This window comes from Tolypothrix sp. FACHB-123 (assembly GCF_014697075.1).
GTDB lineage: Bacteria > Cyanobacteriota > Cyanobacteriia > Cyanobacteriales > Nostocaceae > Aulosira.
The window spans coordinates 94,018-109,103 of record NZ_JACJRE010000015.1; the positions used below are offsets into that span (position 1 = coordinate 94,018).

Annotated in this window: 19 protein-coding genes and 1 pseudogene; 4 read left to right on the forward strand and 16 right to left on the reverse strand. The window is 41.5% G+C overall.

Translation table 11 applies throughout. The features are described from left to right. Positions 1-98: 98 nt before the first annotated feature. The 14 genes and pseudogenes from H6G41_RS12605 to H6G41_RS12670 all read right to left on the reverse strand — a co-directional run bounded on the left by H6G41_RS12605 (position 99) and on the right by H6G41_RS12670 (position 10,085). On the reverse strand, positions 99-899 hold the full coding sequence (locus H6G41_RS12605; protein WP_190746525.1) for a ThiF family adenylyltransferase: 801 nt from the start codon (positions 897-899) through the stop codon (positions 99-101). Between the two features lie 10 nt (positions 900-909). Continuing rightward, positions 910-1,227 carry a nitrogenase-stabilizing/protective protein NifW gene (nifW, locus tag H6G41_RS12610; RefSeq protein ID WP_190746526.1) on the reverse strand — a complete coding sequence of 106 codons (318 nt, stop codon included), beginning with the start codon at positions 1,225-1,227 and terminating at the stop codon, positions 910-912. Further along, positions 1,224-1,424: a CCE_0567 family metalloprotein gene (locus tag H6G41_RS12615; RefSeq protein ID WP_190746527.1), complete on the reverse strand. Its 201-nt coding sequence runs from the start codon at positions 1,422-1,424 to the stop codon at positions 1,224-1,226. The genes nifW and H6G41_RS12615 overlap by 4 nt, the downstream gene beginning before the upstream one ends. Positions 1,425-1,557: 133 nt before the next feature. Further along, the gene (locus H6G41_RS12620; protein WP_190746528.1) at positions 1,558-2,034 is read right to left on the reverse strand and encodes a NifX-associated nitrogen fixation protein; all 477 of its coding nucleotides are present in this window, start codon (positions 2,032-2,034) and stop codon (positions 1,558-1,560) included. Next, complete coding sequence (nifX, locus tag H6G41_RS12625) at positions 2,031-2,444, reverse strand: nitrogen fixation protein NifX (protein ID WP_190746529.1); 414 nt, start codon at positions 2,442-2,444, stop codon at positions 2,031-2,033. Before nifX ends, H6G41_RS12620 begins: the two co-directional genes overlap by 4 nt. A 106-nt stretch (positions 2,445-2,550) precedes the next feature. Next, a complete protein-coding gene (gene nifN, locus H6G41_RS12630) occupies positions 2,551-3,870 on the reverse strand; it encodes a nitrogenase iron-molybdenum cofactor biosynthesis protein NifN (protein WP_190746530.1) in 1,320 nt (439 codons plus the stop codon). Further along, on the reverse strand, positions 3,870-5,291 hold the full coding sequence (gene nifE, locus H6G41_RS12635) for a nitrogenase iron-molybdenum cofactor biosynthesis protein NifE (protein ID WP_190746531.1): 1,422 nt from the start codon (positions 5,289-5,291) through the stop codon (positions 3,870-3,872). The genes nifN and nifE overlap by 1 nt, the downstream gene beginning before the upstream one ends. Before the next feature lie 239 nt (positions 5,292-5,530). Next, positions 5,531-5,869 (reverse strand): Mo-dependent nitrogenase C-terminal domain-containing protein, encoded by a 339-nt coding sequence (locus H6G41_RS12640; protein ID WP_190746532.1) that lies wholly within the window; start codon positions 5,867-5,869, stop codon positions 5,531-5,533. A gap of 93 nt (positions 5,870-5,962) precedes the next feature. Next, positions 5,963-6,220: pseudogene (locus H6G41_RS12645) on the reverse strand (nitrogenase component 1); the annotation flags it as partial. Between the two features lie 105 nt (positions 6,221-6,325). Continuing rightward, positions 6,326-6,568 (reverse strand): hypothetical protein, encoded by a 243-nt coding sequence (locus tag H6G41_RS12650; RefSeq protein ID WP_190746579.1) that lies wholly within the window; start codon positions 6,566-6,568, stop codon positions 6,326-6,328. Further along, entirely contained in the window at positions 6,565-7,080 is a 516-nt protein-coding gene (locus H6G41_RS12655; protein WP_374939423.1) for an EamA family transporter, read from the reverse strand. Before H6G41_RS12655 ends, H6G41_RS12650 begins: the two co-directional genes overlap by 4 nt. 19 nt (positions 7,081-7,099) lie before the next feature. Next, a complete protein-coding gene (locus tag H6G41_RS12660; protein ID WP_190746533.1) occupies positions 7,100-7,906 on the reverse strand; it encodes an ABC transporter ATP-binding protein in 807 nt (268 codons plus the stop codon). 110 nt (positions 7,907-8,016) lie between these two features. Beyond that, positions 8,017-9,057 (reverse strand): iron ABC transporter permease, encoded by a 1,041-nt coding sequence (locus H6G41_RS12665; RefSeq protein WP_190746534.1) that lies wholly within the window; start codon positions 9,055-9,057, stop codon positions 8,017-8,019. Then, positions 9,054-10,085 carry an iron ABC transporter permease gene (locus H6G41_RS12670; protein WP_190746535.1) on the reverse strand — a complete coding sequence of 344 codons (1,032 nt, stop codon included), beginning with the start codon at positions 10,083-10,085 and terminating at the stop codon, positions 9,054-9,056. Before H6G41_RS12670 ends, H6G41_RS12665 begins: the two co-directional genes overlap by 4 nt. A 469-nt stretch (positions 10,086-10,554) precedes the next feature. Between H6G41_RS12670 and xisF the strand changes: the two genes are divergently transcribed. After that, a complete protein-coding gene (xisF, locus tag H6G41_RS12675; RefSeq protein ID WP_190746536.1) occupies positions 10,555-12,105 on the forward strand; it encodes a fdxN element excision recombinase XisF in 1,551 nt (516 codons plus the stop codon). On the opposite strand, the gene H6G41_RS12680 is transcribed toward xisF, so the two are convergent. Both H6G41_RS12680 and H6G41_RS12685 read right to left on the reverse strand, forming a co-directional pair. Beyond that, a complete protein-coding gene (locus H6G41_RS12680; RefSeq protein ID WP_190746537.1) occupies positions 12,102-12,251 on the reverse strand; it encodes a hypothetical protein in 150 nt (49 codons plus the stop codon). The two genes, xisF and H6G41_RS12680, sit on opposite strands and share 4 nt — an antisense overlap. Before the next feature lie 315 nt (positions 12,252-12,566). After that, positions 12,567-13,151 (reverse strand): DUF99 family protein, encoded by a 585-nt coding sequence (locus tag H6G41_RS12685; RefSeq protein WP_190746538.1) that lies wholly within the window; start codon positions 13,149-13,151, stop codon positions 12,567-12,569. Between the two features lie 202 nt (positions 13,152-13,353). On the opposite strand from H6G41_RS12685, the gene H6G41_RS12690 reads away from it, so the two are divergent. From H6G41_RS12690 to H6G41_RS12700, 3 genes are all read left to right on the forward strand, one after another. Next, the gene (locus tag H6G41_RS12690; RefSeq protein ID WP_190746539.1) at positions 13,354-13,794 is read left to right on the forward strand and encodes a TIGR02281 family clan AA aspartic protease; all 441 of its coding nucleotides are present in this window, start codon (positions 13,354-13,356) and stop codon (positions 13,792-13,794) included. Between the two features lie 561 nt (positions 13,795-14,355). After that, positions 14,356-14,586, forward strand: coding sequence for a nitrate/nitrite transporter NrtS (nrtS, locus tag H6G41_RS12695; RefSeq protein ID WP_190746540.1), 231 nt, complete (start codon positions 14,356-14,358; stop codon positions 14,584-14,586). A gap of 195 nt (positions 14,587-14,781) precedes the next feature. After that, the gene (locus tag H6G41_RS12700) at positions 14,782-14,952 is read left to right on the forward strand and encodes a hypothetical protein (protein WP_190746541.1); all 171 of its coding nucleotides are present in this window, start codon (positions 14,782-14,784) and stop codon (positions 14,950-14,952) included. Positions 14,953-15,086: the final 134 nt, after the last annotated feature.

Below are 15,086 nucleotides of genomic sequence, written 5' to 3' on the forward strand. Positions count from 1 at the left end.
TATTTTTCCTTGATAATGAGTTATTTGAATGGGCAGAATCCAAACAACTAATTAAGGCGGGAACGAAGAGATATGCAATTGTGACGCAAATAAGCTGATTATTTTGTGAGATTACTGGTGGGTTCCATTGAACCTGATTGTGCGTATCTCCAGGGTGCACTATTTCCGCAAACTGGACAAGCGCGATCGCGTTGAGAACGTCGTTTGGCAAATTCCATCCGATTGAGGTCGATTGTCAACAGTTGTGACAGTAACGGTTGACTAAACCCAGTAATCAACTTGACCGCTTCTAGTGCTGTGAGACAAGCCAGTGTCCCAGAAACAGCCCCCAGAACTGAAAAGCCACGCCGATCCCAATCAGGTTTTTCTGGAAACAAGCAGGACAAGCAAGGAGTCACACCAGGAATAATGGTAGTCAGGTAAGCCTCCATTCCGTCCATTGCTGCTTCCACCATCGGCTTACGCCAACGCACACAAGCTGCATTCAACAAATTACGCTCGGTAAAATTATGGGCGCAGTCAAGAGCCATATCAGCAGACTGTACCAACTCATCTACATTTTCTGGGGTGATGTAATCTTGAATTGCTTCGACTTGGACATCAGGATTAATCGCTGCCAAAGTTTCTTTCGCTTTGAGTACCCTTGGCTTACCAACCCAATCGTCACTCATCAGAATTTGACGATTCATATCATCTAGCCGCAAGTCACCACCCCGGACTAAGATTAGTCGCCCAACGCCCGCTACAGCTAGGTAAAGCGCCGCCGTACCGCCTAATCCCCCCACACCTGTAACCAGAACCGTCGCTGACTTCAGGCGCTTCTGAGCTAATTCGCCAAAATTAGGGAGCATCATTTGGCGACTATAGCGTTCTAATTCGGTAGGCGTCAGGTTTACCACTATTTACCTCCTAATCAGAAGTGATTTCTGTCAGCTTGACTACATTCTTTGGCTTGTCGTTAAACACCTTAAACAGCTTCTGTTCTTGAGGTGTGGATTCGACAAATACGTCAGCAGCTTTTTGCAAGGCTATGGCGTATTGTGCGAGTTTTTCTTCTGGTGTTAAATCAGGAAAATTCTCATCAATTTCTCTGATGAATTGGGAGAATTTTTTGAGAATATGTAAACGGTTAACATTCACAAAATTTTGGTCGTAGGGCAGGTTAAAGAATTGAAAGAATTCCTCTGCATCTACGAGCTTTTTAAATTCATCAATATTCTGGCTCATTGACCTTTCTCCATTTTTTTAAGCTGTTGCTTAAGTTCATCTAACTCGCGATAGATGGCATAAGTTTCAGCAGCCACATCCATTAATTTCTCAAAGTCGGTGGGTAATCCCTCTGCTAAGTCATGCAGATCCATTTTCATTTGACCTGCTTTACTATTGAGCCTTCTGATTTTGCCTTGTAGTTCTTCGGTTGACATTGGTTATTTGTCAGTTGTCAGTTGTCAGTTGTCAGTCGTCAGTTGTTGCTTGTCTAAAACTAATCAACAATGACTATTGACCATTGACCATTGACTATTGACCAATGACCAATGACCAATGGCTATTGACTAATTAAAGCTTGCCAACTTCGGGGAAGCGTTTTGCTAAATCGATGCCCTTTTCTACTAGCTTGGCTCCTTCTTCGGCGACTTTTTCTAAGGAGTCAAAGCCAAAGCGATGAGCATCTCTTAAGGTTCTAGCTACTAACAAGAGGCGACCAGAGAATACAAGTACCCAGCCAAATCCTTCATGGCTTAAGTCAACTACGACGTGGGAAATTAAACCGGTTTCTTTTTCAATACAAGCGGCTACGGCTCGATAGAATGCCATGATTCTGGCTTTGGTGAGGGGGTCTACTTCACCATCGAGGGGGATTTCCCGTTTTTTTTGTTTGCTAACTACGTAAGGTTTAAGAATTAAATCATCTGCCCAATTCCGGTAGGTTCCATAGGTATCTTGTCCCCGAATTTGTTGGACAATTGTCTTGAGGAATGGTGAATTTGATACTGTGGTACTGGCGGTACCGTTAACGCTATTATCTAAGGTCATACTGTTGCTTCATTCTCTAATTCATCGGCAAAGCTTGTATCTTTCTGCTTTAATGCTTTCCGCAACCAAGGTGGGGGGTTACCTTTGAGTGTTTGCACTAATTTAGTTAAAACTTCGGCGATTTCTTCTTCTTCCGATCGCGCTTTAATTGGGGTGACACCTTTTTTGATTAAACGAGCAGCAGCGCTACCACCAATTGCTAATACATAAACAATGGTACAATCACCTAGCGCTTCTAGTTTTGGGGTGATTTTATCCTCGTTACCATCTTCTTTGAGGTCGCCTTCAAAGGTTAATGTCTCAACAAATGTAGATCCTTCTTCTGAGACTTCATAAACCTCAATTTGTCTTGCCCATCCGAAGTGAGCATTAATATGAACTCGGTCACTTGTCGTAAAGGCAATTTTCATTTTATTTGTCCTTTGTCATTTGTCATTAGTCAGTTGTCAAGTGTCAGTAGTCAGTAGCTTTTATGATTGCTACTGACTACTAACTACTGACCACTGACAATAGTTATTACCAATCTCCGTGGAAGTTTTTTACTCTCTCTTCTTCTGCTTCTAAAAACAGGTTGCCCATGCCAAACAAAAGTTCCATTGTGCCGCGGTAGCCGACTTTGGTAAACTGACCGTTACCAAGGCGATCGTAAATGGGGATGCCGAGGCGATAGAGGGGAATGGATAGACGTTTAGCGATCGCGCCTACGTTAGAGTTGCCAATTAACAAGTCTGAGCCTGTGGCTAGTTCCTCAAAGTCTTCTAAATCGCCAATGGTGACGCTTTTGATGGGAAGTTTTTCTAATAAAGGCGATCGCGTAGTTGTCACCGCCCCATGAATTTGCGCTCCCATCGATTGCAGAAAATGAACTGCTGACCACAACAAATCTGGTTCTAAAGCTAAGGATACTCGTTTGGCACCAAAATAAAAGTGAGTATCTAACATTGCGTCTTGCAATTGGCGACGCTGGCGGCGATATTTTTCCGGGACGCTGTTACCGCTAAGTACTGCTAAAGCATGAAGAAACTCATCTACAGGTTCTAAGCCTGTGAGTTGTCCAAAAACTTCATAGGGAATCCCAAATCTATCTTGGAGAATCCGCGCAGCACCGCGCATACTTTCACCCAAGGCGATTGTGAAGGCGGAACCGCCAACTTCCCGCAGTTGGGCTAATGTTGTCCCGCTAGCTGTGATGGCGCTGTAGGAATCTTCTAAATGTCCATCTAAGGAAACGCTCAAATCTGGGACAACAATGGGAACTAAGCCAAAGCTAGTTACCATTTCTTTAATTTCTTGGATGTCCCCTGGTGTAAAAGATGAACCCGCCAAGATGGTGACTTGTTCAATTTTGGTAGCACAAGGGCGAGGAATTTCCTTAACGATGCTTTCTACTGCTACTGCATAGCCATCTTGCAAAGCACCTTTAAAATCGGGTGTGGGTGCAAAGATAATCGGTAGCTTATCTAATTCTGGATGGCGATCGCGAATTTCTTTGAGGAAACGTTCGATGTCATCACCGCGAGTTTCCGTTAACCCTGTGCTACATAAACCGATAATTTCCGGCTGGGATTTTTCTACCAAGGTGAGAATTGCTTGTTCGACGTTTTCCTCACCACCTAAGATGGTAGTTACTTCGGTCATGGCTGTAGTTGCTAGGGGAATTGCTTCCCGAAAATGCCGCACTAATACAACTTTGGCAAAAGCAGTACAACCTTGAGAACCGTGAAATAAGGGAATGATTCCCTTTAATCCCAAGAAGGCTAGAGATGCACCTAAAGCTTGACTTTGCTTTAAAGGATTAACTGTAACTGGTTTGTTGGGAGTAGTAACGATCGCCATTAACTTACCTCTTCTACTAAGCCAGTTTCATCAGCCGTTGTGAAAAACCCTGTTTCCTCATCCCAAGGCGCTGGCTTGCGAATTTGTTCCCAAATTGGGCTGTAGAGTGCTTCATATAATTCGCGTGCCATTTCTACCATACCTACATAACCTGCATAGGGATGGTGACGTTCTTGGTTAATATCCAGGAAGGGAATCCGGGCTTTAAGGGCGGTATATTGGTTACGTCCCCCAGCAATTAACATATCGGCGTTGGTATCTTTTACCAGTTGCAGCAATTCTTTGGCATTGCCCTTTTCTAACATGATGCCTTCTGTGCCAAGTAATTTCCGAATCTTGGATTTGTCTTCTTCCGTACTTTTGCGGGTGCTGGTGGCGACTACTTCGATACCCAAGTCTTTGGCTGCGGAAATAATTGACCAACTCTTAACGCCGCCTGTATATAAGACAACGCGCTTGCCTTGGAGGCGGGCACGATAGGGAGCCAGAGCCAAATCTAGGGCAGCTGTTTCTTCAGCAATCAGTTTTTCTGTGCGCTCTTGTAGATCGGGATCTCCCAATTTAGCGGCAATATTTCGCAGACAACGGTTCATGTCATCGATGCCGTAGAAAGACTCTTCAATGTAAGGAATGCCATACCGTTCCTCCATTTTTCTCGCCATGTTGAGCAATGCGCGCGAGCAGATCATCACATTTAGCTTGGCGCGATGAGCATGGGTTATTTCTTGATAACGAGCATCACCTGTGATTTTTGATAAGACGCGGATGCCCAATTTTTCCAATAGTGGTGTCACTCCCCACATTTCGCCGGCAATGTTGTACTCGCCGATTAAGTTTATATCGTAAGGTGTAGTGTATTCTGGTTCTGCTGTACCAACTACATATTCCAGCAAAGCTTCACCACCAAAGCGGTTACCCAGGTTTTTACTACCAATAAATCCCGGCGCAATTACCGGAATCACTGGAGTTCCCAGTTTTTCTGCCGCAGTTTTGCAGACAGCATCCATATCATCACCAATCAACGCTGTGACGCAGGTAGCGTAGACAAAGATGGCTGCTGGATTATAGCGTTTATGTATTTCAACAATGGCTTTATAGAGTTTTTTCTCGCCACCAAAGATGACATCATTTTCAGTTAAGTCGGTGGTAAAGCCCGTTTTATAGAGCGTGGGGCCGGAAGAGAGACTACCACGGCTCCCCCAGGAATTACCAGCGCAAGCGATCGGCCCGTGGACTAAATGAGCAGCATCAGTAATCGGTACTAATGCAATCATCGCCCCATCAAAAGCACAACCTCCTTGAGCTGCTCCTGGTTGTGCTTGTTGGGTACAAGATTTGTTTTTCTTTTCGCTCTGTTTATGCTGATTATGTTCGCATCCTGGCTCACTAAGCAGCTCGTTGATTTTGCCTTGGGTGTTCATCTCTCTTCTCTTGCTGGATGGCAGGTAGGTGTATACCAATTCAAAATTCAGGCTTCGGCTTGCAAGAGCCTAAAAAATGAAGATATTGCTGAATTTAGTAGAATTGGTGTTAGTTGTTCTCTGAGTGTTGTCCGTTGTCATTCGTCGTTGTACTTTGAATAATTAATAACTAATAACTAATGACCAATGACTAATGACTAAATGGTAATAGGTAATGGGTATTGATTAATGTCTCAGGTCTAACAAATGTATTGCGTCACATCCTCGCCACATTCATCGCTCAGAAAAGATAAAGCCCGCAAACGCAAACTAACTACCTCGTTATACAAAGGATTAAATTTGCAAAGTGCAGGAATATGATAAGTCTTGCCAAATAATTTGATGTCGCGCTCAAAGGGACAACAACAAGGTATTACTCGACAAATTAAATGGGCAAGACGAACATTCTTTACTGTAATACCATCTACCAGACGACGCAAAGGCTGAAGGATATCAAAAGAACCAGAGCGTTTGTAGTTAGGTGGATGGTAATTACGATGATGATGAGGGTGAGAGTGATGGTGAGTGATACTTGCCATAATCAATACCTCAGGTACAAGGAAAAAGTAAAAAGTAAAAGAGATTTCTTGTTACTTTTTACTTTTTAAATATGCCGCGAGTGACTGTGATTTCTAACGAACTAAGTCGTAAGAAATATCTGTCTTAGAAGGAATGTTGGTACGTTGATCGATGTCCTCGAAGATTGTATTAACAACCCAGTTGAGGAGGTTGATTACACCTTGGTAACCGATGGTGCTGTAGCGGTGCAGGTGGTGACGATCCATGATGGGATAGCCAATTCTGACTAAGGGTACCTTGCAATCGCGCCACAGGTACTTACCGTAGGAGTTACCGATTAGCAGATCAACTGGCTCGGTGAACAACAGAGAACTAATGCGCTGGCTATAGAGTAAATAAAACTAAAGCTTCAATGGCTTGGTATATGGGCGTTTGCGGTGACTGATACTGATTTTGGGGCTAAATGCCATAGACTGCTATAAATCCCATTCATGCTTACCCTGCTCTACAATTTGACCATGCTCCATGACATATATGCAATCAGAAAAAATAGTAGAATCTCTGAAGCGAAAAGCATTGGGAATTGAGCAATTATCGCTGAATTTGTGGTTTATAGATAAATTCAGATTCAAGAAATCACGCCGCAGAAAATCGTCAAGTTCATTGAAAATGCGATCGCGCGGAGTATCAATAACACCATCCCAAAAACTGACTTTCAACGAATCAAAAGCAGTGTACCAGTTAAAATCAAGCTAGTGCCCAATATCACAGGTAGAGTTAACTGTTCCTTCAGAAAAAGTACTGAAAACATTAGCACTAAAACTAAACTCAATTTGTCCAAAGGTGCGACTAAAGAAGCTTTTCCGACTTGTAAAGCGCGAAAGTAAAACAACCAAGATAAGCCTGTGGACAACCCAGATAACACGAGAAATAGTAGAGTTTTTGGACTAATCGTCAGTATGGTATCTAGTTGTCCTTTAGCGACAACCCAACCCCAAACCATGATTAAAATTACTATTGTGCGGATGGCGGTTGCGATATTGGGGTTAATTGTTTCGACGCCAATTTTGGCAAATATAGTCGTCAAAGCCGCAAAAAATGCTGATAACAGGGCATAAAATATACTACTTACTTCGTTATCTAACATTTCATGCCCCCAATTGCATAAGTAATTATTGAAAAATGCGATCGCTATTGGCAACAGTATTGCCAATTCACGAGAATTTAACACCTGTAGAAACTTGAAATTATTAATTATGAATGGTGTTGATTTTGCCCTTGCGTCCTATGGGTACACACATTGGTGTCCCCAAAACTGGATCAGAAACAACACGACACTCTAAACCAAAAACCTCTTGTACCATTTCTTCAGTCATTACTTCTTGTGGTTCTCCAGCCGTGAAAATTCTTCCTTGTTTTACTACAACTAGATAATCTGCATAACGACAAGCCTGATTCAAATCATGCAACACCATGACAATTGTCCGTCCCTGATGCTGGTTCAATTCATATAACAAATCTAAAACTTCTATTTGATGTGCTAAATCTAAAAAAGTAGTTGGTTCATCTAATAGTAAAATATCTGTATCTTGGGCGAGTGCCATTGCAATCCAAGCACGTTGTCGTTGTCCACCCGATAAGGTATCTAATGCTCTATCTGCTAACTCTAATAAATCTGTAATTAACAGCGCCTGTTGGACAATTTTTTCATCTTTAGCTGACCACTGTTGCAACCAATTTTGATAAGGATAACGTCCTTGAGCTACTAAATCTCTGACTGTTAATCCTTCTGGAGCTACTGGACTTTGGGGTAAAATTCCTAATTGTTGCGCTACTTCTTTAGTAGACAAATTAAAAATTGAAGTGCTATCAAGATATACAGTACCACCAATAGGTTTGAGTAATCTGACTAAACCTCTTAATAAAGTTGATTTACCGCAACCATTAGCACCCACTAAAGCAGTAATTTGTCCCGTGGGAATTGCCAAAGTTAAGTCTCGGATAATGGGCACGCCATCATAAGCTAAAGATAAACTTTTGGTTGATAATCCTTTCATAGTTGTTATTATGTTGACGGTTGAAAGTTGACTGTTGACTGTTGACTGTTGTACGGGCGGGTTTAACCGACATATTTGTTTTCTGTGTGACAATCTCACAGAACCCGCCCCTACTTCTTGCGATTCCGAATTAATAAATAGAGAAAATAAGGTGCGCCAATCGCAGCAGTTACTACTCCACAGGGAATTTCGATAGGTGCAAAGATAGTTCTGCCAAAAAAGTCTGCCGCGACAACTAGCATTCCTCCTAACAATGCAGAAGTGGGAATTAAACCTTGATGATTTGTACCTACTAACTGTCTGCCTAAATGGGGTGCAATTAATCCCACAAAGCCAATCATTCCCGCTGTGGCGACGGCTGCACCTGCTAAGCCTACACCGACTAGCACGAGTAAACCCCGTTGCCATTCCACACGCGTACCTAACCCTTTGGCGACATCATCCCCCAAATTTAAGGCATTTAAATGTCTAGCTAGTATCAACGCCATTGGCACAAACACAATTAACCAAGGTAAAAAAGAAAAAACTTGTTCCCAGGTGCGTCCATAAACACTACCAGCTAACCACACCAACGCATCGCTGACGCTGTAAATATCGCCAAAGGTAATTAATAAACTGGTGAAGGCGCTGGCGATCGCAGATAAACCCACGCCCATTAAAATGAACAGAACGGGGGAACTCCCATTGTTCCAAGCTAAGGAGTAAATTAAACCAGCCATTAATAAAGCACCTGCAAAGGCTGATAGAGGCAAAGTATAAATAGGTGCTGATGGTAATAGTACAATTACTGTTACTGCCGCTAGACTTGCCCCGGCATTAATCCCAATAATGCCGGGATCGGCTAATGGGTTGCGTGTAATCCCTTGCAAGATAGTGCCAGAAATTGCCAGTGCTATACCCACCATAAAAGCCACAAGGGTACGGGGTAGACGCAAGTTATGAATCACAAAAGCATGATCGGGATTACCTGTATCAATACCCAATACGGTTTTGATAATGTCTAGGGGGGAAATCGGGTATTCTCCCCGGCCTAAATTCATCACCATCGCTACCACAACCGCCACTGCCAAACATAGCAGCATTGGTGGTACACGACGATCAATCCGCAAGGATATTGTCTCGGAACGGATGACAAGCCAATCCAACTTCATTTCTTCACCTTTGATTTAGCCAAGTAGACAAAAAAGGGTGCGCCAACTAATGCTGTCATCACACCTACAGGTAATTCCTGGGGTTTGAGTAATATCCGCGCCGCCACATCTGCAACTAAAAGTAAAGTTGCACCGACAACTGCGGAGTAAGGCAAAATCCAACGGTAATCAGCTTTGATAAAAAATCTCACCATATGGGGAACGACTAAGCCAATAAAGCCGATAGGCCCGGCTAGAGATACGGAACTTCCCGCCAGTAACACCACACTAATAGCAGTCGTAATTTTCACCCAAGCTGTCTGTTGACCTAAACCTTTAGCCACATCTTCACCCAGACTCATGGTTGTAATTTGTCTACCAAGGCTAAAAGCTAGGACTAAGCCAATAATGACGAAAGGTAATGCTGACAATAAGATGTTGATATCGCGGCCAGCTAGGGAACCAGCCAACCAAAAGCGAATTTCTTCTAAGGTGCGTTGACTGACGATGAGAATAGCCGTGGTGAGGGAAGAAATCAAAGCCGTGAGTGCTGCGCCTGCGACTGTCAGATTTAATGGGGTGGCTCCTCCCTTTCCTAAAGAACCCAGCAAGTAGACTAACATCGCTGTTGCTCCTGCACCCACAAAGGCCACAATGGTTAAAACGCCTAAGGAGGAGCCGCCAAAGAGAAAAATTGTGGTAACTACAGCTAATGCTGCGCCTGACTCAATACCCAAAATTCCTGGATCTGCTAAGGGGTTGCGCGTCAAACCTTGCATTAATGCGCCGGAGACTGCTAAGGCTGATCCTACCAGCAGCGCAATGAGCGATCGCGGTAATCTCACCGTCTGAATTACTAAATGTTCGTATGAACCGTCAAAGGTCACAAAGGAGTCCAAAATCTTGTCTAGAGGTATTTCCGCTGCACCCAATGTGACGCTATAGACTAAGCAAATTAGCAGAATCAATATGCCCAGAATCAGACCTATTAATGGCGATATTTTCGGTGTGTTCCAGTTTGGCGGTGATGCTGTGGTTGCTTTTGTCATGCTCTTACTTTGGCTTGAAGAAGATTGTCTAGTTTTGGGACTAGTTTTGCGCTCCCTATCATTTATACTCTCAACAGTCAACTAGTTTTTTAGGAGATAATTGACAATTTTTTTATAAATATATGAGTTGCCTAGTCATCAGAGTTTTAGGGTAGGACACCGTATAAAGCCTTATATAATCTTAATTTATTTAGATATCACTTTAAACTTATTGCTAGCTTTTATCAATAGTTTTCTATAAAAATTTTCTTACTGTTTGAGAGAATTTTTTATTAAGTTTTGAGCTTTTGGGCGTGGGGAAGAGATAACCAATGCTTGATGTCCAAAGCGGTAGTTCTCTCTAATCACCAGGGTATGGAGTTTCCCGACGCTGGTGATGAAGTTTTGACCCCAAGAATTGGGAGTATGGTGAGAACTAATGGGCTGGCGATCAATATAATAAGAAGCTAACGCTTCTATGGTTTGATATATGGACGTTTGGGGTTATGCACGGGTTTCAACGGATGAGCAGGCGGAAGATAAAGGTGCGTTAATCAAACAAATGCGGCGGTTGCGTGATGCTGGCGCAACGCACATATATTATGACGTAGAAAGCCGGACGAGCGATCGCCGCAAGGGACTGTTACAGTTAATTGAAGATATCAATGCAACCGCACCGGGGAAAGTAGCGAAGCTGTTATTTATTCGCATTGACAGGTTAACATCTTCATCAATGACATTTTATCGGTTGATGGATGCGTTAAAAAAGAAAAGTATACAGCCATCTGCGTTAGATGAACCTTTTGATTTATCAAGTATTGGTGGTGAGTTAACCATCGATGTCAGACTAGCAGCATCTAAGTATGAGGTGAAAATGCTGGCGATGCGAGTCAAAAAAGAACGCGATACCCGCAAAGAAAATAAAAAACCACACTGGAATGCCCCATTGGGGTATATTGTGGAGGATGATAAGTACAAACGCGATGAACGTGCTTGTGTTTGTTTGCTTGCTGGTAAGAGAGAATTTACGCGATCGCAATTAATGCGATTTGTCTTTGATACCTTTTTTAAAGTCGGTACAGTATCGCAAACAGCAAAAGTCCTTCACGATACTTTCGGTATTCAAGCCAACGCTGTCCCCAAAGCCACCGATACGAGAATAAATGTCCTCACAGAAAATGAGGAAATCTTACTAGAAAATATCAACAAATCCCGTAGCGGTGCATTAAATCTGCGTTATCCTCACACCGGGTTGAAATGGTCTGTTTCTGGGTTACGCTCTATACTGGTTAACCCTATCTATGCTGGGGGAACGCTGTACAATATTATGGTTCGTCCTAAAGGACACCGCAAACCTTTCGATGAATGGGAAGTCACCTGGGGAACCCACGAAGATGAAGCGATTATTACCCGTGAAGAACACGAACGGATCAAAGCCATGATTCGTGAGAATCGCAATAATCGCTGGGCTACTGAACAAAAATATGTTAACCCATTTGCTAACTTAGTTAAATGCGCACACTGTGGCGCAGCTTATAGCCGCCAATGCAAAAAATTAGTTAAACGCCAAGGGTTTATTCGTCATCACTATCAATGCAGTTTTTACCGCACAAATGCTTGTCAAAATGGACGCATGATTGCTTCCGATGAATTAGAAAAACAAGTAATTAATCATTTAGTTCGTGAAGCAGAAAGGTTAGCAGGATTAGTAGAAGTAAAAGTTGATAATACTGAAGAATCAGCAGAAATTAAAACACTAAGAGCTTCTTTAAATACCTTAGAAGCATTACCATCAAATCCTGCCATTGAAAAAGCTAAAGAAGATATCAGAATGCAAATAGCGACAGCTTTAGCGGTGACAAATAACGCATCCAAGCAATATTTAATCGCTAAAGAACGGATTATTTCTGCCTTTTCTAACGAGAGATATTGGCAACAATTAGAACCAGAAGATAAACAAGCTTTGCTTAAAGGATGTATCAAAAAAATAGTGGTAGATGGCAACCTAGTTACAGGAATTGAATTACTATATTTACACTAAGCAACTTTTTTCGATTTACGCTGCTTAGTAGCTTTTTTCTCTGGCTTTACCTGATGCACCTGAGCATTTTGGCGTTCTAGTTCGCGTTGCTCAAATTCAATTACCGTGCGGGCGACTAATTCAGCGAGTGTTTCATATCGTGTCATTTGTAGCGGCTCCATCATTACCTTAAACATAGCGAAGAAATTCAAAAAATCTGTTAGCTGTAAGCTTTTTTTATGTATTAAATTTTTACAGATTAATTGATGATAAAAAGCGCCATGAATGCAGAGGTATTTTTGCTGATTACAGAGAGCGATCGCTAAAAATTAGACACCAAATTATCATGTTTTAAAACAATCAATTATGGTAAATAATGCCACCAATATTGTCAGTAAAAAAATGTAACAAATGGGTATGGGCATTGGTATGACCTCTAGAATATATGGATGTATCGCAAATATTATTTAAATTGGTATCATTTAAGCTGAACTTCCACTTTCGCCAGTCATCACCGCAGCTGTAATTAAATGTGCTAACCGTAAAGCTTCAGGAACTTTCCCGCAGTCAGTTAAGCGTTCCAATACCTGAGCTATCACCGCAGGTTCTTCTCCGCTAACTTGGAAGAAAAACGGTGCATAATCGTAAATTGTCCCTGCTTGCTGTAAATTATTGTATCGCTTTTGAAAATCTGGTAAATTCCTCATGGCTGCTTCTACCGCAGCTAAATCAGGTTGACGACGCATCACAGTTACACAGGGTAATTGCAAGCGCAGAGATAATTCTCGAAGATTGACAACATTAAACCCACCAAAAGCAATGCCATCTAACAATACTAGATGTAATTGTGGTAAAAATTTTCTGCCGATTAACAAATTGCAGATAACTTCTGTAGCATCAAAACCATCTTGGTGAATTTTACCCCAAACCATACCTTCAAATCGAGTTCCCGCACACACTACCCCAGCTAGAGATACCTGCTCATCAACACCCTTGATAAAAGGTGCATCATCAAAGCCGATAACGCGAATAGTCCGATTGAGTTTGACTAAAGATTCAAGTTTCATGAAGCTCTTATTTGTGGACTGAAGTCTGCACTACAAACCTTTAATTAGTTGCAATAGCATAGCCTAGATATACCTAAATATAAACCTTGACTGTAGAATTTATCACCTGAGATAGATGAAAATATTAGTTAAAATATAGTGTTTTTTCGGACAAAAAATGGTAATCTACAAACTCATTTTGAGTCAAAACTGAGGTAAGTATATGGAAGCTCTTGCACTGCCTATATTTCTGATTTTTATGGCGTTGACTATCCATCTTCCCCAAAGAGGGCCAGCTAAAATCAACAGGACGAGAGGTGGAAGCGTAGTTATTGATGTCACATTCAATCAAAACAAGACATTTCCCATGATTTTGGATACAGGCGCAGATATGACAATCATCACGCAAAAAATGGCTAGTGCTTTAAAAGTGGAACAAATGGGTGCAATCCCATTTAGGGTAGCTAATAACCAAGTAGTTATGTGGCCTGTAGGGATGGTAAAGTCGGTAGAAGTTGGTGGTGCGGTAGTAGATAATGTTAATGTAGCGATCGCACCAGAAAGGTCAGTTGGTCTTTTAGGACAAAGCTTTTTAGCAAAATGTGATTACACCATCGAGGGTGATGTTTTGAAATGCACTCGCAAATGGACGCCAGAGGGTTGATATGTTCGCAATTAAAAAACTGATATTTAGCGAGATTTTGTAACCTACATCTGTTACCTGATTTTAATTAATTAGTATAAGACGTACTCTTCTGTGTCATTTTCATCATTTATATTAGACTTGCACAAAATATAATCTAGGTGCGCAAAAATGGGAGAAAATAAATTATATTTAAACGCAAATTGATAAAGCGTATTAGGTTTGTCCTTATTAATCAGGACTTACGCAAAAATTTCCCAAATCCTTAATTTATGGAACCGCCTTCGCGTAGCGTCTCGCAGAGAAGACGCCAAGACGCCAAGAATTAGTAGAGTGTGCGTAAGTGCTATTAATAAATATAGCGCAATTAAAAAGGCACTGGATAAACTCAACTTTACCCATAGTGCCCTGATAAGCTAATCTGCTTTGAAGTTGCATAATCCTTTGCCTTAGAAAGACGCGGGGACGCAGAAAAGGGGAGACACGGGGATGCAATTTGAATGATTACTAGCTTACTAATTATGATGTAAAATTACTGATAAACAGTGTTGCAGTGATTTTTATGTGATTGATAATTAGCAGATGAAAGCTTTAAGAGAATATTGTTTAAGTCTTGTAGATAAAGACCTGATGCCTACAGCATTTAAGACTGCTGTAGTGGTAGGTTCTCTCCTGTTTTTACTCAATCACGGAGCGGCGACTATCAAAGGTCAAATGAGTAGAGAACGCTGGATTTCTGCGGCGCTGACATACATAGTTCCCTATATGGTGAATATTCACGGTCAGTATGTCAGTCGTGCTAGAAAACGCTGACCAAAGATAGGCATTTTTGACAAGCTTTGCTAAAAAACCTTAAAGTAATCTTTATAGTAAAATTACTTACACATTTTTTGAATGCAGAGTATATTATTTAAACTATTGAACAAAGAATCGATTACATATTGGCTGATTGCAAGACAAAAAATTATGATTCGACAACAACAAGAAACAGAATTATGGATAAACCTAATGCGTCAACGACTAAAATATGTACCTAAGGGACTATACGCTTTAGAAATTGAGTATTTTTTAAATAAAATTGAAGAAAATTTGCATGATGAACGAATAGTTGATGATTGTATTTATAACCTGCAAATGTTACGCATTCAAAGACAACAGGAAAATTCGATAATGAATTAGCTTCACTTACACAAAATTGTGGCGATTAAAGCGTAGCTAGAATTAGGGTATTGATTGGAGGATACTGTCAGTTGTCATTGCGTATTTATTCCTTTGACTTCCTCCTGTTCACACCCCAATTCTATACAATATTT